We start from the raw sequence: 22,342 nt of genomic DNA, 5'->3' as shown, positions 1-22,342 counted from the left end.
ATGCTAGCAAGAGTCGCAAATAATTTATTCTGGATGGGTCGTTATATTGAACGTTCAGAACATATTGCTCGTTACTTAAATGTAAATTATTTTTCATCTTTAGATGCACCTAATCAACTTTCACAATCAAGACAATTTGTATTGCGGTCCATGCTTTTTATGGTTGGAGACCCTGAAGAAGATGAAAGCAAAATTCTCAATGAACAAAATGTTTTATTTAAAATAGGTTTAGATTATCAAACCCATTACTCCATTATCAATAATATTAAGTCTGCACGTGAAAATGCCAATAGTGCTCGAGATTTAATCTCTACAGAATTGTATGAAGCAATTAATAAATTCTATCATTTTATAGTGAATTACAACTCAGATGTATTCGTAAAGAATGGACTTCATGATTTTACGCTTCACGTTACTGAAATGACTGATATCTTAAGAGGTAAAATTAGAGGCACCCTACTCCATGATCCTGTATATGCAATTATAATGTTGGGAATAAATATGGAACGTGCCACACAAGTAATTAGAATGATAAATTCTAAAAACAGGGATGCTCTAAGTTCTCAAGGGAGTTATGGCGATGCTTTTAGTAAAAGTTTTGAATGGACTACTTTATTAAAATGTGCCGAATCCTATGATATGATGAGAAGGCATTACAAGAAAGCACCCACAAGTGTTTCTACTTTAGAGTTTTTAATTTTAAATCCCAATTGTCCGCGTTCTATAATGAATAGTCTTAATCAAGTTTATCATCATATTAAAGTATTGGACACCACTACTAATTACAACAAAAATTCAACAGCTTTTTTAATAGGAAAAGTAAGGTCAGAAATTCAATACAAACACATTGAAGAAATAGAGTGCAACATTCAAGAGTTTATAGAGAATATTCTAGTTAATTTAACGGAGATAAGTTTAAAAATGGAAAAAGAATTTTTTAACTATTAGACGATTTCTAATACGCTAACTTAGTCACAATTTTTTTTTAAATTATGTCATTAGAATATAGCATTACCTATAACACCAAAAACACCTATGAAAACCTAGTGCATAGTGCCTATTGGCAATTTTTAATTATCCCTGCAACCAATGATAATCAAGAATTAGTTGAAATTAAATTTGAAAACTCATTAGGAACTAATAATGAGTTTTCAATAAATGGCTACGGTTTTGAAACAATACGTATTAGCCCAAAAAAGGAATTTAATGAGATTGAATTTAAAGCACATTTCCAACTACTTAAAAAAGATGTAAACCCGTTTGATTTTGAAATCACTTCCACTATGGAAGCTGATTATAATAAATTAAATTCTCTAGAATTTAAAGTTGATCATCATCAGTTTTTAAAGGATACCCATTTCACTACGTTACCCCAAAGCAATCAAGCTATTTTTTCTTTTGATGCTACTAAATCTATCTTTGAAAATTTGCAAGATTTAAATAAATTTACTCATGAACACCTCTATTTCAAAATAGATGTAACGGATGTTAAGACCACTTTAAAAGATATTATTACAAACAAGCATGGCGTTTGTCAAGATTTCTCACATTTATTTTGTGCTATAGCCAGAGCCAATAAGATCCCTGCACGCTATGTCTCAGGATATCTAGATCAGGGAAATGGTTATTTTGGAGATTCTCAAATGCACGCTTGGACAGAAGCTTATATTCCTACTACCGGCTGGGTAGGCTTTGACCCTACCAACAATTTATTAGTGGGTAACAACCATATCAAGGTATGTCATGGTAAAGATTACCAAGACTGCTCCCCTTTAAAAGGGGTCGTATATACCGAGGGTCAAAATAGAACACAATATTCGGTAGCAGTTAACAGCCAGCAACAGTAAATTATCTTTTTTGTGATTAGAAGAGATTTCAAGTAAAAAGAAACTTATTTTTGCTTCAAATTGAATAGCATGATAATTACTACAGACCTTTATAAAGGTCTTTTAGATCGCCTTGGTGCGTTGAGGAGGTATCTTTGACGTTGATGCCAAACTTATAGAAGTAGAAAATGAACAAGAAAAAACATTAGCACCAGATTTTTGGGACAATCCCCAAAAAGCTCAGGAGCATATGAAGTTCATTCAATCTAAAAAAAAATGGGTAGACGATTATGAAGCATCCGAAACATTAGCAAACGACCTGGAAGTTCTTATCGAATTTCAAAAGGAAGGAGCTATAAGTGAAGAAGAAGTAGAAAAGCATTATACTAAAACATTAGATAGCATAGAGAATCTAGAGTTCAAAAATATGCTTTCTGAAGAAGGTGATGAGCTTCCTGCCATTATACAAATTACAGCTGGAGCCGGTGGTACTGAGAGTTGTGACTGGGCTGCTATGCTCATGCGAATGTATATGATGTGGAGCGAAAAAAAAGGCTTCAAAATAAAAGAACTCAATTATCAAGAAGGTGATGTTACAGGTATAAAAACCGTAACCTTAGAAATTGATGGTGAGTTTTCCTTTGGATGGTTGAAAGGTGAAAATGGAGTCCACCGATTGGTGCGTATTTCTCCTTTTGATAGCAATGCGAAACGTCATACCTCATTTGCATCTGTTTATGTGTATCCATTAGTAGATGATAGCATAGAGATTGCTATTAATCCTGCAGATATAGATATTACAACCGCAAGGTCTTCTGGTGCTGGTGGACAAAATGTGAATAAGGTTGAAACTAAAGTTCAGCTTACCCATAAACCAAGTGGAATTCAAATTTCTTGTTCAGATTCACGCTCTCAGCACGAAAATAGAGCTACGGCATTAAAAATGCTTAAATCACAACTCTATGAGATTGAATTGCGCAAAAAAATGGAAGCCCGTCAAGAAATAGAGTCCTCTAAAATGAAAATTGAATGGGGGTCCCAAATACGGAATTACGTGATGCATCCTTACAAACTAGTAAAAGACGTACGTACAGGTACCGAAACGGGAAATGTTGATGCGGTCATGGATGGTGACATCGATAAGTTCTTAAAAGCTTTTCTTATGATGATGGGTCAGAGAGATGAGGAATAAATTGATCTATAACTTTTAAAATAAATTATTATGATTACAATATATCACAACCCAAGATGCTCAAAATCTAGAGAAGGTTTAGCGGTACTTGAAAAATCAGGTAAGGAGTTTAAAGTCGTTAAATATTTAGAAGAGCTATTCACTGAAAAGCAACTCATTGATATCCTACATCTATTAGGTATATCTGCCATTGATTTAGTCCGGAAAAATGAAAAAATTTGGAAAGATGAATTCAAAGGCAAAGAATTATCAGAAGGAGACATCATAAAAGCAATGGTTGCAAACCCAAAGTTAATTGAACGCCCTATTATAGTAAACGGTAAAAAAGCAGTCATCGGACGCCCGTCTTCCAATATTCTGTCCATTATTTAATATTCTATTCTTTGGCACAAAACTTGGTTAAATCATTTTAACAAACTTTTAACCAAGTTCCTTTAAACCTTATTTTAGTTTTATAATCTTATAATATTATTAACCATGAAAATATTTTTAAAATCATTAATTGCAATTTTAACCTTAGCCCTATCCTCTGTAGAGATACAAGCTCAATATGGTAATGGCTATGGAGGAAGTGGAAATGGTTACGGAAGACAAAGAAGTTCTATTCCACAAGCACAAACCCCGCAAGAAGAGCCAAAAGCACTTACTGCAGAGCAAATTGTAGATAATGAAATGCCCAACATAACAGAAGCAGTAGGCTTAAACCCCTTTGAAGAGGCAATTGTTAGAAGTATTTTAACCAAGAGTGTTCAAAAACGTATTGAATTGCAAATTTTAAAATTGGAGCCTGAGAAAACCAGAGAGGCCATGGAGAAAATTGTCAAGGAGCAAGAAGAAGAATTAAGAGCAGGCTTACCTGAAGATAAGTATGAAGCTTTTGAAAAATTGCAAAAAGACAGATTCAAATCAAAAAAGAAGAAAAAGAAAAAAAAGAAAAACAAAGATTAATTTAAAAACTACATGAAACTACTACTTCCAATTACCCTACTACTAACATTATTTAGCTTAACAGCTCAAAGGCCACAAGAGCAAAACCCCATAAAAATTACAGGAATAGTAGTAGAGCAAGATACTGGGCAACCTTTAGAATATGCAACACTTGTTTTACAAAGTGTAGATGATCCTAGTAAAGTTACAGGTGGCATTACTGATGGATCAGGTAAATACGAAGTAGAAACGCTACCAGGAAAGTACAATATAAGCTTAGAATATATTGGCTATAAAACCTATAGACTACCAAATCAAACACTTACTAAATCTATAAATTTAGGTACCATACAACTTAATCCAGATGTATCCCAACTAGAAGGCATAGAAGTGGTTGGAGAAAAAACGACTGTAGAAGTCCGTTTAGACAAAAAAGTATATAATATTGGAAAAGATCTTACCACGAGTGGAGCCAATATTAGCGATGCATTAAATAATGTACCCTCTGTAACTGTAGATGTTGATGGTGCTATTAGTTTAAGAGGAAATGAGAATGTTAGAATACTAATTAATGGTAAACCTTCTGCCATGGCAGGTTTTGGCTCTACAGATGCCTTACGCCAACTACCCGCAGATGCTATAGAAAAAGTGGAAGTAATTACAAGTCCTTCTGCAAGATATGATGCTGAAGGTACTGCAGGGATCTTAAATATCGTCTTAAAAAAAGAGAAAACCCTTGGTTTTAATGGATCTCTAAATACTACTCTAGGGTATCCTACATCAAGTTCAGTGAACACTAATTTAAATTTACGTACAGATAAGTTTAATATATTCAATACGTTGGGATATTCTTATCGTAGATCTCCGGGAAACGCATTTTTTGACAATAATTATGTATCGAGTAGTTTTGATAGAGTTTTTGAAGATCGAGATATTAACAGAGAAGACAAGTCTTTCAATGCCAACCTAGGTTTAGAATACTTCTTAACTGAAAAATCATCGATTACAGCTAGTGTTTTTGGTCGATTTTCAGATGAATCAGATGTTACCGATACCGAAAGTGATCTTTACAATAGTGGAACAATAACAAAAGAAACACTTCGTGAAGAAAAAGAAGAAGAAGACGATAATAGTTACCAAGTATCTGTAAATTATACCAATGATTTTAATGACAAAGGACACAAATTAACTAGTGATTTTCAATATTCTTATGATATTAAAGATGCATTTACTGATATTACAGAAGTAAATACCTTTCCTGACGATGAGTTAAATGACAGAGAAAATATTTACGAAAAAGAAACACAGAATGAATTTTTATTTCAAGCAGATTATGTGTTACCCATGGGTGATGCGCAGTTTGAAGCAGGATATCGAGGTAATTTTAAACAATCTATAACAGACTATCAATTAGACACTTTAAATTTTGATAATGGATTGTTTGTAACTGATTTGGAGTTAAAAAATAAATTTACCTACGACGAAAATATTAATGCGTTCTACACACAATATGGGAATAAGCATGGTCAATTTTCTTATTTATTAGGCCTTAGATTAGAAAACACTCAATTGAAAGGAGATGTTGAATCTGAGATTGATGCCGCAGCCTTACAAGAATTATTAGGATCTGACGTAGATTTAAATTTTGATAAAAACTATTTAGGCCTTTTCCCTACATTAAACTTAATTTTAGAATTAAGTGATATGGAAAGTATCTCTTTAGGGTATAACAGAAGAATTAACAGACCTAGAGGACGTTACATTAACCCCTTCCCTTCCAGAACAAGTACAACAAATGTTTTTCAAGGAAACCCTGATTTAGACCCCGCGTATGCAAATGCGTATGATGTAGGTTATTTAAAGAGATGGAAAAAAGCAACCTTTACCTCTTCAATCTATTATCAAAAAGAAACAAATTCTTTTGAACGTATACAAGAAGAAACTGGAACCTTTACTTCGGATGGAGTAAATATCATTAGAACTTTACCTATCAATTTATCTTCTAATCAAAGAATAGGAGCTGAAGTAGGACTTTTATATAACCCAACTAAATGGTTGCGTTTAAATGGTAGCTTCAACTTTTTCCAGTTTGAGTCAGAAGGTGTTTTTAATGAAGTAGATTATGGTGCTAAAAACACAAGTTGGTTTTCTAGGTTTAGTACAAAGATTTCATTGCCTGCAAAAATTGATTGGCAAACCAACATTTTTTACAGAGGTCCTTCTGAAAATTCACAAACAGAAAGTAAAAGTATGACCTTTGCTAGTATTGCATTTAGTAAAGATGTTTTTGGGGATAAAGGAACATTATCATTTAATGTAAATGATGTATTTAACTCCGCAAAAAGAAGATCTTTTACAGATACAGATACATTTACATCTGAAAGCGAATTTCAATGGAGGCAAAGACAATTTACACTTGGTTTTATGTATCGATTTAATCAGCCAAAAGGAAAATCTTCAAAACAAAAAGGACAACAAAGAAATGATGATGACGGTGGTGATGAATTCTAGTATTCATTCACATATAGAAACAAAAAAGAAGCCAATTGGCTTCTTTTTTTATATTTAATAGATAACAATTTAGAGAAAAAATAGAATCTCTTATTGCTCTTCTTCTTTTAGCTTTGCTCTTTTAGCATCACGCTTTTCTTTATAAAGCTCTATAAGGTTTCCTCCTAACCAGTAAGGTATTACAAAAGTTAATAGGAAAATCATTATCCAAAAACCTATTGTTAAAATAGTTAAGAACGCTAAAAACCCTAAATATTGGTCAAATTCAAACATGCTATTAATTTTTATTACTACAAAGATACTTTGAAATTGATGAATAGTACAAATGAATTTTAAAAAAAAATAGAATTATTTTAAAGAGACGCCAAAAAAAAATCACAATACAATATCTTTGTAGTGTACATTAATAAATTTCTTATGAGTTATAGAATAGAAAAAGATACGATGGGCAATGTAGAAGTTCCTTCGGATAAATACTGGGGCGCCCAAACAGAACGCTCAAGAAACAATTTTAAAATAGGCCCTAAAGGCTCTATGCCTTTAGATATTGTATACGGATTTGCTTATTTAAAGAAAGCTGCTGCTTATGCAAATCATAAGTTAGGAGTTCTTTCTGAAGAGAAAAGAGATTTAATCACCCAAGTATGTGATGAAATTTTAGCAAAAAAACATGATGATCAATTTCCTTTGGTTATTTGGCAAACTGGTTCTGGTACTCAGAGCAATATGAACGTTAATGAAGTTATTGCTAATAGAGCACAGGAACTTGCTGGAAATATTATTGGAGAAGGCGAAAAAGTAATTCAGCCTAATGACGACGTAAATAAATCTCAATCTTCTAACGATACCTTTCCAACAGGAATGCATATTGCTGCATATAAGAAGATTGTTGAGGTTACTATTCCAGGAGTAACGAAACTGCGTGACACATTACACAAAAAAACAATTGAATTTAAAAATGTCGTAAAAATTGGACGTACCCATTTAATGGATGCCACTCCCCTAACTTTAGGACAAGAATTCTCGGGATATGTATCTCAATTAGATCATGGCTTAAAAGCATTAAACAATACACTCCCTCATTTAGCAGAACTTGCTCTTGGAGGAACTGCAGTAGGTACTGGTTTAAACACTCCAGATGGTTATGACGTAGTTGTAGCAGATTTTATTGCGGAGTTTACAGGACTACCCTTTATCACTGCCGAAAACAAATTTGAAGCTTTAGCTGCTCACGATGCTATCGTAGAGAGCCATGGAGCATTAAAGCAACTAGCTGTATCCTTAAATAAAATTGCCAATGATATTAGAATGATGGCTTCCGGACCACGTTCAGGAATTGGAGAAATTATTATTCCTGCTAACGAACCTGGTAGTTCAATAATGCCTGGAAAAGTTAATCCTACGCAATGTGAGGCATTAACTATGGTGTGTGCACAGGTTATGGGTAATGATGTAGCAATTAGCGTTGGAGGCACTCAGGGGCATTATGAATTGAATGTATTTAAACCTATGATGGCCGCCAACATTTTACAATCTGCAGAACTCCTTGGAGATGCTTGTGTAAGTTTTGAAGAAAATTGTGCTGTTGGTATTGAGCCTAACCATGAAGTTATTAAGCAATTACTTAATAACTCATTAATGTTGGTTACAGCATTAAACACTAAAATTGGATATTATAAAGCTGCCGAAATTGCAAACACTGCTCATAAGAACGGAACTACGTTAAAAGAAGAAGCTGTTAATCTTGGATATGTAAGCGCAGAAGACTATGATGATTGGGTAAAACCAGAAGAAATGGTTGGAACTTTAAAATAAATCATAAAAGGCTCTTACTAGAAAATTTTCTAGAAAGAGCCTTTATTATACTACAAACAATTTTCAATCTCCTTCAAATTCAGAGCTTCCAATCGAAAATCGATGGTTTATATCTGAGATAAATAATTGAATATCAGCTACTTATTTATCTGTATTTTCTTCAGAAATTTCATTTACATCCTCTTTTTTATATTACGTTAGGAACATTTGTTTCTCATCCATTTCCACAATAAAAGCAATAAAGCTCCTTTTCTATACAGCCCGTAATTTCCTCCTCGTATTGAATTTCAAAGTTTATATAACCTTTTTTTAAAGGATGTATACTTTTAAGAGCGCTGCAAGAGCACCATATTCGAGTGGTTTTTCACTACACTATAGTTCTATTAGGCGCTAACGCTAAGCCAATCATTATCAAAAGTTACTTATTAAAAAAAGAAAGGGGTAATCTAATTAAAGATTACCCCTTTTTTGTTAATGGTTAGCCTAAGACTATTTTAACGTGAACTTACTAGTTCCTAATAATTTAAGCTTATTATCATATACATTAACCATATAGTTTCCTTTTTGGAAGTCTCCTGATGGCTTATTGATATAATCACAAACATCTAAAGCTTTATTTTCATAGTAGAATGAAGTAGCCTTACTATACGTTACAGAAGCACCTTCATCGGTAGTTTTAGTAAAACTCTCTCCTAAAACATTTCCTTGAGGATCTAAAACTTCAATATAAAAAGCTTTATCACCAGCTTGAGCTATTGTATTATTTGTTAAAGTAAAACATACTTTAAATTTATCTGTTGCACCAGCTCTAGACGTAGAAACTAATTTTCCACTGTTACGCTCTTTTACGGCATCTACAGCCAATTTAGAAATGTTTAAGGCAGAACCTCTTTCAACAACATTTGCTAATTGTGTATTTTGAACTACTAAAGAATCGTTGAAAACAGTTTGTTTTTCTAATTCCGTAAACGTACTATCTCTTTCCATTACCAATCTACCATTAGAACGAGTTAACGAATCAACTTTTCTAATTAATTGCTGTCTTTCCTTGGTAAGAATACTTACTTGTCTTCTGTATTTCCCTAAAGCAGAAATATCAAGCTTCATTGTTTTTACAGAATCAATGTATTTTGCGATATTATCTCTTGCGCTTACTAATTCTTCATTTGTTGCATTACTCTCTAAAATTGCTTTGTCATATTCAGAACGTAAACTAGTCAAATCTTCTACAACTAATTCTTTTTCTTTGCTAAGCTTGTCTGTGTTGTCTTGTTTTTCTTTGTAAAGACTCACGGTATAAATTACCAATCCAACCAACAATACTAGTAATAGACCAGCTATTACTTTTAATCCATTGTTACTTTTTGTTTCTGCCATAATTTAAAAAATTAAAAGTTCTTTTTAGTTTTCCTCTTGCGAGGGAGTTTGTTTGTTTCAGGAATATATACGTTTTAATTTTATTTTTAGATTTTTTAGGGAAAAAATAGTTTGTAAAAACCGTAATTTTATATTGTTTTGAAACAATATAAAATGGAAATCAGTATAATCCCCTATGAACCAATACATTCTAAAGCCTTTCATAATTTAAACGTGGAGTGGCTAGAAAAATATTTTTATGTAGAAGAAAAGGATAAAGAACTCCTTAATGATTGTGAAAATACAATTCTGAAAAAAAATGGTCATATTTTCTTAGCTAAATATGAAGAAAAAATAGTGGGATGTTTTTCATTTATTCCGATAAATGATACCCATTTCGAATTAGGAAAAATGGCTGTTAGTGAAAAGTACCAAGGATTAAAGATTGGACAAGCGTTGTTAAAATTTGCAATACGTTTTGGTGAGCAAAGCGATTGGGATAAAATTATTTTGTATTCAAGCACCAAACTTCCGCACGCTTTATACCTTTATAAAAAATATAATTTTGTAGAGGTGCCTATAGAGAAGGATCTTCCGTATGCACGAAGCGACATCAAAATGGAATTGCAATTAAAATAAAGTATAATTATGAAAAAGTTACTTACCCTCAGTTTATTCGGAATTTTTGTAATAGGCTGTAAAGAAAATAAGAAGGAAGAAGCTGTTACCGAAAATCAACCCGCTGAAACCGAAACCATAGTAAAAACGAAAGAAGTCATCAATATAGCACCTATTGAGCATGCTTCTGCTGTATTACAATGGGGCGAAACCACAATTTATATTGATCCTGTTGGGGGAGCGAATGAATATACCGAACAGAAAAAACCTAATCTTTTGCTAATAACTGATATCCATGGCGATCATTTAGATATGGCAACACTTGATTCTTTAGATCTTTCTGACACTAAAATAATAGCACCACAAGCGGTAGCAGATAAATTACCCGAAAATTTAAAATCACAATTGCAGATTTTAGCAAACGGCGAAAAAACCGATTTTAATGGAATTAGTATTGAAGCGATACCTATGTATAATTTACGTGAAGAGGCTTTAAAATTTCATACCAAAGGGAGAGGAAACGGATACCTATTAAGTAAAGACGACGAGCGTATTTATTTCTCAGGTGATACAGAAGATATTCCTGAAATGCGCGCTTTAAAGAATATTGACAAAGCTTTTATTTGCATGAACTTACCGTATACAATGACGGAAGAAAGCGCGGCTAGTGCCGTATTAGAATTTAAGCCTAAACAAGTATATCCTTATCATTATAGAGGAAATCCTGATGTAAGTGATGTTGCTAAATTTAAAAAACTTGTAAATGAAGGCGACCCAACTATTGAAGTAATCCAATTAGATTGGTACCCGAAAATGGAGTATTAAGCAGCGTTTTAAATATAAAATAAAAGCTCCTAAGAAATTTCTTAGGAGCTTTTATTTTTTGCTGTTATTAGGGTAATATCATTAATTACCTAATTAACTTCTTGTACTTAATACGTTTCGGCATTAAATCGCCACCCAAACGTTTCTTCTTATTCTCTTCATAATCGGAGAATGACCCTTCAAAGAAATAGACTTGAGAATCTCCTTCAAAAGCTAAGATGTGTGTACAAATACGATCTAGGAACCAACGGTCGTGAGAAATAACAACAGCACAGCCTGCAAAATTCTCTAAACCTTCTTCCAAGGCTCGTAATGTGTTTACATCAAGATCATTCGTAGGCTCATCTAAGAGTAAGACGTTACCCTCTTCTTTTAGCGTCATTGCTAAATGTAAACGGTTACGTTCACCACCAGACAACATATTCACTTTTTTATTCTGTTCACTTCCTGAAAAGTTAAATCGACTTAAATACGCACGAGAATTTACTTGACGCCCTCCCATCATGATCATTTCTTGCTCATCACTAAAATTCTGCCAAATTGTTTTCTCTGGATCTATGTTAGAGTGACTTTGATCTACATAAGCGATTTTGGCTGTATCACCAACTACAAACTCTCCCTTATCAGGTTTCTCTTCTCCCATGACCATTCTAAAAATCGTTGTTTTACCAGCACCGTTTGGCCCGATAACTCCAACGATACCCGCTTGTGGTAATTTAAAGTTTAGATCCTCGTACAACAATTTATCTCCGAATGCTTTACTAACTCCAACGGCTTCAATAACATTGGTACCTAAGCGTGGTCCATTAGGGATATATATTTCAAGTTTTTCATCAAGTACCTTTTGGTCTTGACTCATTAACTTATCGTAATTATTTAAACGTGCTTTTTGTTTGGTCTGACGGCCTTTTGCGCCTTGACGTACCCATTCTAACTCACGTTCTAATGTTTTTTGACGTTTGGAAGCTACCTTACTTTCATCTGCCATACGCTTAGACTTCTGATCTAACCAGCTAGAATAGTTTCCTTTCCAAGGAATACCTTCTCCCCTATCTAATTCTAAAATCCAACCCGCCACATTGTCTAAAAAGTACCTATCATGCGTTACCGCAATAACAGTTCCTTTGTATGCTGCTAAATGATGTTCTAGCCAATGTACAGATTCTGCATCTAAGTGGTTGGTAGGTTCATCTAATAATAATATTTCTGGCTCTTGTAATAATAAACGACATAAGGCTACACGTCTACGCTCTCCTCCAGATAAAATACCAATCTTTTTATCAGAATCTGGTGTCCGTAAGGCATCCATAGCAATTTCTAATTTGGTATCTAATTCCCAAGCATTTGAAGCATCTATTTCATCCTGCAATACTGCCTGACGTGCCATAAGCTTATCCATCTTATCTGCGTCAGAATACACTTCCTCTAACCCAAACATATCATTTATCTTGTTGTATTCATCAAGAATTGCAACGGTATCAGCAACACCCTCTTTAACAATTTCAAGAACTGTTTTATCTTCATCTAATTCTGGTTCTTGCTCTAGGTAGCCTACACGGTAACCTGGCGAGAAAACCACATCTCCTTGAAAATTTTTATCTACTCCCGCTATGATCTTTAGGAGTGTGGACTTACCTGATCCGTTAAGACCAAGAATACCTATTTTAGCTCCGTAAAAAAAGCTTAGATATATATTTTTTAAAACTGGTGTGTTTGCCGTTTTATAGGTTTTAGTAACCCCAGACATGGAAAAAATTACTTTCTTATCGTCAGACATGTAAATTAAATATGTTTAATTGTTTGTACTCTAGTTTGTGGTAAAATTTAAACCCTTCCTTTCAATGCATTAAAAACCCAAGCAATTGCTAAAAATCCGATTCCTACCGCTGCAAAACCATATCCTGCAACTTCGTAATACCTAAAAGCCCCTAAGGCTATTAAAGATAACCCTACAAAAATCATTATAAAAGTAGCCCATGCGAGTACCGTGTTTTTGTTCATTCCCATAATATCTTGTAATTTTAGTTCGTTGGTGGGGTCAAATATCGTTATTTTAAGGAGTTTTCTATTTAGAAACACCAAGTTTTATTCTTCAAAAGGAAAAACGATTCCCGTTTTTGACCTAATAGCATCTAATAACCCAATTAGATTCATGCTTTCATCATGATTCCATAACGCACTTTCTAATTCCTTGTGATCTATACATTTTTGAACTTCTAAAATTTCATAATAATATCCCCTCCCTTTCGTTGGTAAATCAAATTTCGTAATTTCTTCGTTAACTTCCAACTCAAAACCTTGTGCTTCATGCCACCTTGGATTAATATAAATAGTGCCTTTCGTTCCTGAGATTTCTGCTTTCATTTCCGACTTAGAATTTAACCCACTATACAAAACAGCTTGTGCATCTGGATAATCAAAAATCATAGCCGTTTGCATTTCTACTCCTGTTTTGTAAAACTTAGAAGACGCCATAATCTCATCAGGTTTTCCCAATAATAAATACGATAAAAAAACAGGATAAATACCAATATCTAAAAGCGAACCTCCGGCTAAATTTGGATTCAACAATCTATTTTCATCATCTCTATGTAATGCTGGAAAAGCAAAATCAGCATGAACATATTTTATAGCACCAATGACTCCCTCTGCAATCAATTCCGTTATTTTCTGAATACTTGGATTAAAACGACTCCATAAAGCTTCCATTAAAAACACGTTATTTTCTTTAGCCGCTTCAAACATTTTAACCACTTCAGCAGAATTAACTCCTAACGGTTTTTCACATAAAATATGCTTTCCATAATACATAGCATCTATGGCCAATTTTGCATGAAATGAATGGGGTGTTGCTATATAGATAACATCTACCTCATTACATTTAAATAATTCTTCATAACTCCCAAATGCATATTTAGAGGCATAGGTTTTAGCAAATTCTTCAGCTTTATCAATACTTCTAGAAGCTACCGCTACCAATTCAGATGCTTCAACTAAAGCTAAATCTTTTACAAAATGATTTGCGATACTCCCTAAACCAACTATTCCCCAACGTAGTTTCTGTTTCATTTTCTCTTTATATATTATCAAAGTTAATCAATAATTACTCCTTATATTTATACCCATTAAAGAAATTTTAGCTCCTATGGATATTAACTTCAATAAAAACGAAGATCATAATAAATTACTTTTATCAGCATTAAAAAAAAGATTAGCCACTGTTAAATTAGGTGGTGGAAAAAGTAGAATTGAAAAGCAACATGCTCAAGGTAAAATGACGGCTAGAGAACGTGTTGATTATTTATTAGATGACAAAGCCGACGCCATAGAGGTCGGTGCTTTTGTTGGCGAAGGTATGTATAAAGAACACGGGGGATGCCCATCTGGAGGCGTAGTCGTAAAAATAGGATATATAAAAGGAAAGCAATGTATTGTTGTTGCTAATGATGCCACTGTAAAAGCAGGCGCATGGTTCCCTATCACCGCAAAAAAGAATTTAAGAGCGCAAGAAATTGCTATTGAGAATAAACTTCCCATAATTTATTTAGTAGATAGTGCTGGGGTCTATTTGCCCTTACAAGATGAAATTTTTCCAGACAAAGAACATTTTGGACGTATTTTTAGAAACAATGCGGTTATGAGCAGTATGGGAATTACACAAATATCTGCCGTTATGGGCAGCTGTGTTGCTGGTGGTGCGTATTTACCTATCATGAGTGATGAAGCCTTAATTGTAGATAAAACTGGGAGTATCTTTTTAGCGGGGAGTTATTTAGTAAAAGCTGCTATTGGCGAAAGTATTGATAACGAAACATTAGGCGGTGCTACAACTCATTGTGAGATTAGCGGGGTAACAGATTATAAATCTAAAGATGATGCTGATGCTTTGGATACGATTAAAAACATCATGAGTAAAATTGGTGATTTTGACAAAGCGGGCTATAATAGAATTAAGTCCGAAAAACCTAAAGAAGATCCTCAGGATATTTACGGAATCTTACCTAAATCAAGATCTGATCAATATGACATGGTTGAAATCATCAAACGTTTGGTAGATGATTCTGATTTTGAACAATATAAAGAAGGATACGGAAAAACAATACTAACTGGGTATGCACGTATTGATGGCTGGGCTGTTGGTATTGTAGCCAACCAACGCAAAGTGGTAAAAACCACAACAGGTGAAATGCAATTTGGCGGAGTTATCTATTCTGATTCTGCGGATAAAGCTACCCGATTTATTGCCAATTGTAACCAAAAGAAAATTCCGTTAGTCTTTTTACAAGATGTTACTGGTTTCATGGTGGGGAGTAAAAGTGAACATGGCGGTATTATAAAAGATGGGGCAAAAATGGTGAATGCCGTTAGTAATTCTGTCGTTCCAAAATTTACGATTATTATTGGTAATAGTTATGGCGCTGGTAATTATGCCATGTGTGGTAAGGCTTACGACCCTCGCTTAATTGTAGCATGGCCTAGTGCTGAGTTAGCGGTTATGAGTGGTAATTCTGCTGCCAAAGTATTGTTGCAAATCGAGAAAGCTTCTTTAAAGAAAAAAGGAGAAGAAATTACACCTGAAAAAGAAGCAGAACTATTTAATAAAATTAAAAATAGGTATGATAATCAGGTTTCTCCATATTACGCGGCATCGCGTTTATGGACCGATGGTATCATCGATCCTTTAGATACCCGAAAATGGATTTCCATGGGCATTGATGCTGCTAATCATGCTCCCATAGAAAAACCATTTAATTTAGGTGTTATTCAGGTTTAATTGCCTTGATGATTCTTAATGCGTGGAATTAATAGTAATTCCGTTTGTCGCCCATTTACATATCTAAATCCGTTTTCGCCATAGAAACCTGCTTCTTCGAGCATAATACGAATGTCTCTGTTCCATTCTGGAATAGTAATCGTTGTATTTAATTCTATAGCGTAAACGGTATTTTTATTTAAAGGGTAATTCTCTCCATAATTGTTCTTGGCTTTTTATCATTGTTTTTTCGACCGTGACCCCATCTAATAAATTTACATCAGATAATAGTTCAATATTTAAAATACGTGTTACATCTTCCTCCATTAGCTCAGTAGTTTTCAAGCTTGGATAACTTTATGTAATGGTTTGACCAGGAAGTGCATGAATCTAATACATCCCATTCAAATCAGTTCTCACAGTAGTATCAGTATGCGCAACTCTAATTTCTGCTTTGACCAGCGGCATTTCTAAATATGTTATTTTACCTTTTGCAATATTTTTCTTTACTTGACCGAAAGAAAATGTGCATGTTAAAATGAGGAGTGAAAATAATTTTTTATAAGAATAAGTATTAGTTATGAGTAAGAATACAACAACAACTACGCCGAAAACTATTATAACAGTCATATTTTAAGCGAAGTAACTTTCTTAGTTGTAGTTTCACCATTAAAATATAATATTATTTTCTCTTCTGTCTGTGAAGGGTATCCAAAATTTTCATAAACGGTAAATAAAAGCACTAGCGGAAGTGTATTATCTGAGTCAAGATTTCCCAAATATCTCACATTTATGGTCCATTCACCTTTTAAATCGTCATAAATTTCAAATTCTTCCATACTATATCCCGATTCCATTTCACCTTGTATTCTTTCATCGCCCGTAGCAGAAGCATGTTCCCAGTTAAAATAGCGATTTTGTGGATTAACAAATTGAATTAGAAATTCAAATTTTGAATCACTCCATTCTGCCATAATCCTAGCGTTCATTCTGATATTAGTGAAATTTTTCTGCTTTACCCCTGCAACGTCTAAATTCAGTTTATCCCTAAATATTAAATTCTTTAGCTCTCGTTCTATCGATTTTTGAATTGGTTTAATATCTAAATTATTATAAGTTTCACCGTTTTCTAAATTAGAAAACATAGTTAAAGCTTCTTGCTTTTTACCTTGAACAAGTTTTAACTTTGCTTCAGTAAATAAAGGTTGTAAATCAAATGGGTTTAATTCTTTCAACCTATAATTCAAAGTTTCAGCCACTTCCTCCATGTCTAAGTAATGAAGAGCCATTTCCACTATTTTCAAATATGACTCACTAAATGGCTCCATTTCACATAAATTTGAAATAATCTGTGCTGCTCGAACTTTATCTTTGTCTTTAAAAAAAGAAAATGCATCCAAATAAAAAGTAGTATCACTTTCATTGTAGTTTCTAAGTATTAAATATTTATCGTATGCTTCTTTTAAAGTTTTTGTACCCTCTAGCGCCTTTGTATATGACGATTTATCATCGGTTAACATAAGCTTAGAATCATATACATTATTTTTAATTAATGCCCTATTCTCTTTTTTAATATTTCCTTTTCCGTAAATAGCATTTTTTGTTGTAATCAATAGCACTCCACCATTACCTAATGCCCCATATCTATTAGTGGCTGCTAAACCTTTAAGTACTGTAACTTTTGCGATATTTTCAGGGTCAATAAATGAGGCATCAGCTTTATACCCCTTAAACGTTTCATCTGAGGGATTAGACCTTCCACTCGAGGAATCAGAAGTCTCTATTGGTATTCCATCTATTACAACTAAACCATACTTATTCCCCAAAAGAGTATTATTTGGTCTTGTAGAAAACTGGGTCAACTCTCTATCACTTTTAATATGCACATTAGAAAACTTTCCTTGAATGGATTGTGAAATATCCGTATGAATCGAACTAATTTCCTCATCTCCTATGGACTGCACGGCATAACCAACGCTTTCTTTACTTTGTAGTCCAATAGCTGTATCTACCATTCTATTAGAAGCTAAATCAACCCTTTTTTCTGTTACAATTACTTCATCTAGAGAGGTAACATTAGAATTTAAAAATATGTCCATATGGGAATTGAAGTAGTTAATTGGCGCTATTTTCATTGTTTTTTCAATTCTACTACTTATAAGAATAGAATCTCCCGGATATGCCATAATTTTAAATCTTCCATCATCATCTGTTTGAAATGTTTCTTCGGATCCTTTTATTTTAATTCTTACTCCACTAAACGGAATATTATCAACATAAACAGTTCCTTTTATTTCCTTCCCAGAAGTTGACTTTTCACCTCCTTCTCTTCTAATTCTTTCAGGCAAAATAGCCCCTAAATCAACCAACCTTCCTTTTCCAATTAATACTGAGTTAGTTAAAACTTTTTCATTGCGATTTGGAACGGAGTTTATTAATAAATTTCCTTTCTTAATAGGTATTAATGGACTTTGTTCGACACTATTTCCATCGGTAAAAAAATAAACTGTCGTATTTTTTATTCTTGCCTCTAAACCTTTATAAATCGTAGCCCCATCTGGCTTTACACGTAAAATTTTTTGTTTTAAATTTTGCCAATCACTATTGGTTACTATAAATTCATTTTCAGTTATTTCGATATTAAATAATAATAATTGTACCGTCAAATTTGGCGTTCGTCGAAAAATACTTTCAAGAATTTCAAACTCTTTATCCAAATCTCTTTCGTTCATTGAAAATGAAGTATCCCAACAAATAGTAATATTATCTGAATTACTTTGCGAAAAACTATTTAAACTAAATAATAGTAATAATATGCTGAAGATATGTATTTTCATGAGTTGCATTTCTTTTAAAAATACAAATAGTTTAAATTTATATCAAATTTAAAAATTGGCTTAATCTCTTATAACATTAGTAATCAAAGTGTTAATTACCTTGATGATTCTTAATGCGTGGAATTAATAGTAATTCCATTTGTCGCCCATTTACATATCTAAATCCGTTTTCGCCATAGAAACCTGCTTCTTCGAGCATAATACGAATGTCTCTGTTCCATTCTGGAATAGTAATCGTTGTATTTAATTCTATAGCGTAAACGGTATTTTTATTTAAAGGGTAATTCTCTCCATCATCTTTCATGACACCACCTTGCGAATCCCACATTCCGATAGTAGTCCCCGCTGAATGTCCGTAAGTTCCTAATGGGTGTGTATAGATTGATGGTTTTAATCCGGCTGCTTTTGCTTCTTTTAATGCTTTTGCTAAAATTTCGTTCCCTGTTCTTCCCTGGATCATATTTTTAGTCAAATAGTCTTGAACTTTATTACCTTCTTTTAATCCTTCTACTAAAAATTTAGGAGCTGCTTTCTCTTCTGGTTTTAGGACATAGGCTAACTCCTGACAATCGGTATTTAACCTTAGATACGTAATTCCAAAATCGCAATGCAAAAGATCTCCTGGAAGAATAGTTAAATCATCAGGTCTTCCTGAAAATGAATATAAATGACCTACTAATTTCTCGCTACTGCGTTGCACATCTACTGTAGGATGAAACCATGTTTCCAATCCTAAATCGGTCACTTTTTGGCGCATCCACCACTCCACTTCTGTGGTTGTAGTAACACCTGGTGTAATTATTTTTTCTGAAAAAGCTTCTGCTATTATATCATGCGTAATGTCTACCAATTGATTGTAGATTACCATTTCACGAGGTGTACGGGTTTCTATCCACCGCACTGCCAATTGTTCTGCTGACACTACCTTAGCGTGCATTTTTTTAGGCAGATAACTCATGAACTCGTCATAATCGGTCTTGTCTAAGCCATCTGCAATATTATGATCTTTAGAAAAATTTAGTCCAATCTTATTTGGATTCCGTTCTTGAATTAATTCCATAAGTCTCTTCCATTGATCTGGTTGCTTTTCTTTATCCCAAGCAGAACCAATGCTTTTACCAACATCATAGCGTGCCACCGCCAATTTCTCTATAGTATTCGTTACTTTATTCCTATAAAATAAAAGTAGTGTTCTTCTTCGGGCATTTAACCACGTGGCAGGCAACATGGTTTTGATCACTGGGTCTTCATTATATTCCCGAGACATCACGATCCACATATCAATAGCTGCTGCATCCATCAAAGTAGGTAACAGTACATCAAAACGTTCTTCTAGAATTTCATCGATTACTCGGGCTCTTTCATTCTCTGGCAAAATCTGCTGTGCAAAACTAATTAAGGAATAAAATAGCGCTAAGGTTACGGTTAATTTTTTCATAGGTTGGAGCTTATCAATATGTAATTAAAAATTCAACCCTGAAAATACAAATTATTAAAGAAGAAAAAAGTGCCTTTCGGCACTTTTTTAAAGACTACTATCTACAGTTTTTACCAATCGAATAAATTCTGATCGATATCCTTTCTTATCTATTCCCTTTCCAGAAGTTGCTAATCCCAACACATCCTTCATCTTAGAGTCATTTAAATACGGAGAATTTCTTAAATGCATTCCAAAAAGTGCTACTGCAGCAGAAAATTTAAAATCTGCAGACATTTCTGTAAATTGATTTTTATAGACTTCTACCATTTCTATACTTTTATCTTCATTGGGTTTTTTATATCTAAATTTCACCGTAAAAAGATCGTCCGAATCCTCGTTTATTAAATGTGCTTGGGTATATTTTAAGTCTGGAATTTCTTTTATAAAATCACTTTGTACACCAATAGGAATTATTTCATAAAGTGCCGTTACGGCATGACCACTACCCAATTCTCCTGCATCTTTTTTGTCATCTATAAAATCTTCATCGGCTAACAATCTATTTTCGTATCCAATCAATCTATAGGCTTGCACTTTTGCAGGATTAAATTCTACTTGAATTTTTACATCCTTAGCAATGGTATATAATGTGCCACCAAACTCTTCTCCAAATACTTTTTGCGCCTCTTGCATCGTATCTATATAGGCATGATTTCCATTTCCTTTATCTGCTAATTTTTCCAATTTAGAGTCTTTATAATTTCCCATGCCAAATCCTAAGACCGATAAGAAAATTCCCGATTTACGTTTTTCTTCGATCAGAGTTTCCATATCCTTATCAGATGAAGCCCCCACGTTAAAATCGCCATCAGTTGCCATAATAACTCTATTATTTTTATTCGGTTTAAAGTTCTTCTCAGCTAAGGCATAAGCCAATTCTATACCCTGACCTCCTGCTGTAGAACCACCTGCACTTAAATTGTCTAATGCCTCTATTATTTTTACTTTTTCATCACCACGAGTTGGCTCCAAAACAACACCGGCTGCTCCGGCATAAACAACTATTGAAACGCTATCTTTTTCTCGCAGTTGATTTACCAATAGTTTGAAAGCCGACTTTAAAAGTGGTAATTTATTTTGATTGCTCATAGATCCCGAAACATCAATAAGAAACGTAAGATTAGATGCAGGTAAATTTTCATTTAAGTATTTTTTACCTTGAATACCGATACGCACTAATTTAGTAGCATCATTCCAAGGCGTTTTAGCAGCTTCCAGATTGATAGAAAAAGGATGCTCTCCCACAGGTTGTGGATACTCATAATTAAAATAATTAATCATTTCTTCGATCTTCACTGCATCAACAGGAATTTGACTTCCTGCATTAATGAGTCTACGAATATTACTATAGCCTGCTTTATCTACATCTATAGAAAATGTGGAAAGTGGATTTAAAGTCAATCTCTTAAATGGATTCTCTGTTATTTGAGCATATTTTTCATCTTCCGTAATTCTATAGTTTCCACTTTTAGTAGTAATCACTATACACCCATTTTTAGCAGAAGCACCATATAAAGCGCTTGCTTTTTCCCCCTTATAAACATTAATTTCATCAATACTATTAGGATCTAAATTTGCAACGATATTATTATTTTTAGCCTGTATAAGAACCCCATCTACAACATAGAGCGGTTGATTATTTTCTGAAACAGTACTGTTTCCTTGACTGTGTATTGCTATCGGACTATATGAAATGCTCGACATTTGCAATTCTGCAACATGATCATATACGGGTTGAGCGCTATTATTTTTATAGCTTTTAGGTTTCCTCCCACGTTGTATACTTTGCGAGCTTACGCGTGTAGCTGCACTGGTAACACGTCGTTTTTTTTGAGTTCCATACCCAACAATCACAACTTCCTCTAGTTGATTTGAAGCTACTTCAAGTGTCATGTTTATCAGCAAAGAATCTGCAACGGTAAACTCTTTTGTTTCATAGCCAATATACGTAAACACAAGCGTATCTCCCTCTGATGCACTTATAGTATACTTGCCATCAAAATCTGTTTGAGTTCCAGTACTAGCGTTTTTGATTGAAACATTTACGCCTGGCAATGGACCTGTATTATCCGTCACTGTTCCATGTATGGTTTTTACTTGTGCATTGATTGTATTGCTTAAGATTGCAATAAAAAATAGTAGTAGCGTCTTTTTCATCTTTATCGTTTTTTAGAATGATATAAACCTACAAGACTAAAAAGC

General features: G+C 33.6%; 19 protein-coding genes and 1 pseudogene. 10 read left to right on the top strand and 10 right to left on the bottom strand.

Going from position 1 to position 22,342, the window contains the following annotated elements; all coding sequences use genetic code 11:
• The 6 genes from GQR94_RS17670 to GQR94_RS17645 all read left to right on the top strand — a co-directional run bounded on the left by GQR94_RS17670 (position 1) and on the right by GQR94_RS17645 (position 6,456).
• Positions 1-948 (top strand): alpha-E domain-containing protein, encoded by a 948-nt coding sequence (locus GQR94_RS17670; protein ID WP_158977659.1) that lies wholly within the window; start codon positions 1-3, stop codon positions 946-948.
• Between the two features lie 44 nt (positions 949-992).
• Complete coding sequence (locus GQR94_RS17665) at positions 993-1,847, top strand: transglutaminase family protein (RefSeq protein ID WP_158977656.1); 855 nt, start codon at positions 993-995, stop codon at positions 1,845-1,847.
• Positions 1,848-1,919: 72 nt separating this feature from the next.
• Positions 1,920-3,018 (top strand): peptide chain release factor 2 gene (gene prfB, locus GQR94_RS17660; protein WP_158979670.1). Its coding sequence is split into 2 segments (ribosomal slippage): positions 1,920-1,982 and positions 1,984-3,018, totalling 1,098 coding nucleotides; the frame shifts between segments, so codons are not numbered across the junction.
• 30 nt (positions 3,019-3,048) lie between these two features.
• Positions 3,049-3,390 carry an arsenate reductase (glutaredoxin) gene (gene arsC, locus GQR94_RS17655; protein ID WP_158977653.1) on the top strand — a complete coding sequence of 114 codons (342 nt, stop codon included), beginning with the start codon at positions 3,049-3,051 and terminating at the stop codon, positions 3,388-3,390.
• Between the two features lie 105 nt (positions 3,391-3,495).
• Positions 3,496-3,966 (top strand): hypothetical protein, encoded by a 471-nt coding sequence (locus tag GQR94_RS17650; RefSeq protein ID WP_158977650.1) that lies wholly within the window; start codon positions 3,496-3,498, stop codon positions 3,964-3,966.
• A gap of 12 nt (positions 3,967-3,978) precedes the next feature.
• The gene (locus GQR94_RS17645; protein WP_158977647.1) at positions 3,979-6,456 is read left to right on the top strand and encodes a TonB-dependent receptor domain-containing protein; all 2,478 of its coding nucleotides are present in this window, start codon (positions 3,979-3,981) and stop codon (positions 6,454-6,456) included.
• Positions 6,457-6,546: 90 nt separating this feature from the next.
• Here the strand turns inward: GQR94_RS17645 and GQR94_RS17640 are convergent, their stop codons facing one another.
• Entirely contained in the window at positions 6,547-6,729 is a 183-nt protein-coding gene (locus GQR94_RS17640) for a hypothetical protein (RefSeq protein ID WP_158977644.1), read from the bottom strand.
• A 144-nt stretch (positions 6,730-6,873) separates the two neighbouring features.
• Between GQR94_RS17640 and fumC the strand changes: the two genes are divergently transcribed.
• Entirely contained in the window at positions 6,874-8,271 is a 1,398-nt protein-coding gene (gene fumC, locus GQR94_RS17635) for a class II fumarate hydratase (RefSeq protein ID WP_158977641.1), read from the top strand.
• A gap of 489 nt (positions 8,272-8,760) precedes the next feature.
• On the opposite strand, the gene GQR94_RS17630 is transcribed toward fumC, so the two are convergent.
• Positions 8,761-9,648: a hypothetical protein gene (locus tag GQR94_RS17630; RefSeq protein ID WP_158977638.1), complete on the bottom strand. Its 888-nt coding sequence runs from the start codon at positions 9,646-9,648 to the stop codon at positions 8,761-8,763.
• A 153-nt stretch (positions 9,649-9,801) separates the two neighbouring features.
• Here GQR94_RS17630 and GQR94_RS17625 point away from each other — a divergent pair, with 153 nt between their 5' ends.
• Both GQR94_RS17625 and GQR94_RS17620 read left to right on the top strand, forming a co-directional pair.
• Positions 9,802-10,266, top strand: a complete 465-nt coding sequence (locus tag GQR94_RS17625) for a GNAT family N-acetyltransferase (RefSeq protein ID WP_158977635.1) — start codon at positions 9,802-9,804, stop codon at positions 10,264-10,266.
• A gap of 9 nt (positions 10,267-10,275) precedes the next feature.
• Positions 10,276-11,070: an MBL fold metallo-hydrolase gene (locus tag GQR94_RS17620; protein ID WP_199271489.1), complete on the top strand. Its 795-nt coding sequence runs from the start codon at positions 10,276-10,278 to the stop codon at positions 11,068-11,070.
• Between the two features lie 85 nt (positions 11,071-11,155).
• On the opposite strand, the gene ettA is transcribed toward GQR94_RS17620, so the two are convergent.
• The 3 genes from ettA to GQR94_RS17605 form a co-directional block, all read right to left on the bottom strand.
• Positions 11,156-12,847, bottom strand: a complete 1,692-nt coding sequence (gene ettA, locus GQR94_RS17615; RefSeq protein WP_158977632.1) for an energy-dependent translational throttle protein EttA — start codon at positions 12,845-12,847, stop codon at positions 11,156-11,158.
• Between the two features lie 47 nt (positions 12,848-12,894).
• Positions 12,895-13,071 carry a CAL67264 family membrane protein gene (locus GQR94_RS17610; RefSeq protein WP_091624683.1) on the bottom strand — a complete coding sequence of 59 codons (177 nt, stop codon included), beginning with the start codon at positions 13,069-13,071 and terminating at the stop codon, positions 12,895-12,897.
• Positions 13,072-13,155: 84 nt separating this feature from the next.
• Entirely contained in the window at positions 13,156-14,139 is a 984-nt protein-coding gene (locus GQR94_RS17605; protein WP_158977629.1) for a Gfo/Idh/MocA family protein, read from the bottom strand.
• Positions 14,140-14,215: 76 nt separating this feature from the next.
• On the opposite strand from GQR94_RS17605, the gene GQR94_RS17600 reads away from it, so the two are divergent.
• The gene (locus GQR94_RS17600; protein WP_158977626.1) at positions 14,216-15,844 is read left to right on the top strand and encodes an acyl-CoA carboxylase subunit beta; all 1,629 of its coding nucleotides are present in this window, start codon (positions 14,216-14,218) and stop codon (positions 15,842-15,844) included.
• Here the strand turns inward: GQR94_RS17600 and GQR94_RS17595 are convergent.
• The 5 genes and pseudogenes from GQR94_RS17595 to GQR94_RS17575 all read right to left on the bottom strand — a co-directional run.
• Positions 15,841-16,041 (bottom strand): annotated as a pseudogene (locus GQR94_RS17595) (Xaa-Pro aminopeptidase); the annotation flags it as partial. The gene GQR94_RS17600 and the pseudogene GQR94_RS17595 overlap by 4 nt on opposite strands.
• Positions 16,019-16,168, bottom strand: a complete 150-nt coding sequence (locus GQR94_RS17590; RefSeq protein WP_158977624.1) for a hypothetical protein — start codon at positions 16,166-16,168, stop codon at positions 16,019-16,021. The pseudogene GQR94_RS17595 and the gene GQR94_RS17590, both read right to left, overlap by 23 nt.
• A 281-nt stretch (positions 16,169-16,449) precedes the next feature.
• Entirely contained in the window at positions 16,450-18,555 is a 2,106-nt protein-coding gene (locus GQR94_RS17585; protein WP_158977621.1) for a TonB-dependent receptor plug domain-containing protein, read from the bottom strand.
• A 196-nt stretch (positions 18,556-18,751) separates the two neighbouring features.
• A complete protein-coding gene (locus GQR94_RS17580) occupies positions 18,752-20,098 on the bottom strand; it encodes a M24 family metallopeptidase (RefSeq protein WP_158977618.1) in 1,347 nt (448 codons plus the stop codon).
• An 87-nt stretch (positions 20,099-20,185) separates the two neighbouring features.
• Positions 20,186-22,297 carry a VWA domain-containing protein gene (locus GQR94_RS17575; protein ID WP_158977615.1) on the bottom strand — a complete coding sequence of 704 codons (2,112 nt, stop codon included), beginning with the start codon at positions 22,295-22,297 and terminating at the stop codon, positions 20,186-20,188.
• Positions 22,298-22,342: the final 45 nt, after the last annotated feature.

This window comes from Cellulophaga sp. L1A9 (assembly GCF_009797025.1).
In the GTDB taxonomy this organism is placed as follows: domain Bacteria; phylum Bacteroidota; class Bacteroidia; order Flavobacteriales; family Flavobacteriaceae; genus Cellulophaga.
The sequence above is the reverse complement of the archived record's forward strand: the minus strand, read 5'-3'. Positions and strand labels throughout refer to the sequence as shown.

Bases quoted from the DNA above. Each gene is read 5' to 3' on its own strand.
- GQR94_RS17600 (WP_158977626.1), top strand. From the start codon at position 14,216: ATGGATATTAACTTCAATAAAAACGAAGATCATAATAAATTACTTTTA.
- GQR94_RS17575 (WP_158977615.1), bottom strand. From the start codon at position 22,297: ATGAAAAAGACGCTACTACTATTTTTTATTGCAATCTTAAGCAATACA.
- ettA (WP_158977632.1), bottom strand. From the start codon at position 12,847: ATGTCTGACGATAAGAAAGTAATTTTTTCCATGTCTGGGGTTACTAAA.
- GQR94_RS17610 (WP_091624683.1), bottom strand. From the start codon at position 13,071: ATGAACAAAAACACGGTACTCGCATGGGCTACTTTTATAATGATTTTT.
- GQR94_RS17665 (WP_158977656.1), top strand. From the start codon at position 993: ATGTCATTAGAATATAGCATTACCTATAACACCAAAAACACCTATGAA.
- GQR94_RS17640 (WP_158977644.1), bottom strand. From the start codon at position 6,729: ATGTTTGAATTTGACCAATATTTAGGGTTTTTAGCGTTCTTAACTATT.
- GQR94_RS17670 (WP_158977659.1), top strand. From the start codon at position 1: ATGCTAGCAAGAGTCGCAAATAATTTATTCTGGATGGGTCGTTATATT.
- fumC (WP_158977641.1), top strand. From the start codon at position 6,874: ATGAGTTATAGAATAGAAAAAGATACGATGGGCAATGTAGAAGTTCCT.
- GQR94_RS17630 (WP_158977638.1), bottom strand. From the start codon at position 9,648: ATGGCAGAAACAAAAAGTAACAATGGATTAAAAGTAATAGCTGGTCTA.
- GQR94_RS17605 (WP_158977629.1), bottom strand. From the start codon at position 14,139: ATGAAACAGAAACTACGTTGGGGAATAGTTGGTTTAGGGAGTATCGCA.
- GQR94_RS17625 (WP_158977635.1), top strand. From the start codon at position 9,802: ATGGAAATCAGTATAATCCCCTATGAACCAATACATTCTAAAGCCTTT.
- GQR94_RS17620 (WP_199271489.1), top strand. From the start codon at position 10,276: ATGAAAAAGTTACTTACCCTCAGTTTATTCGGAATTTTTGTAATAGGC.
- GQR94_RS17650 (WP_158977650.1), top strand. From the start codon at position 3,496: ATGAAAATATTTTTAAAATCATTAATTGCAATTTTAACCTTAGCCCTA.
- GQR94_RS17580 (WP_158977618.1), bottom strand. From the start codon at position 20,098: ATGAAAAAATTAACCGTAACCTTAGCGCTATTTTATTCCTTAATTAGT.
- GQR94_RS17645 (WP_158977647.1), top strand. From the start codon at position 3,979: ATGAAACTACTACTTCCAATTACCCTACTACTAACATTATTTAGCTTA.
- arsC (WP_158977653.1), top strand. From the start codon at position 3,049: ATGATTACAATATATCACAACCCAAGATGCTCAAAATCTAGAGAAGGT.
- GQR94_RS17585 (WP_158977621.1), bottom strand. From the start codon at position 18,555: ATGAACGAAAGAGATTTGGATAAAGAGTTTGAAATTCTTGAAAGTATT.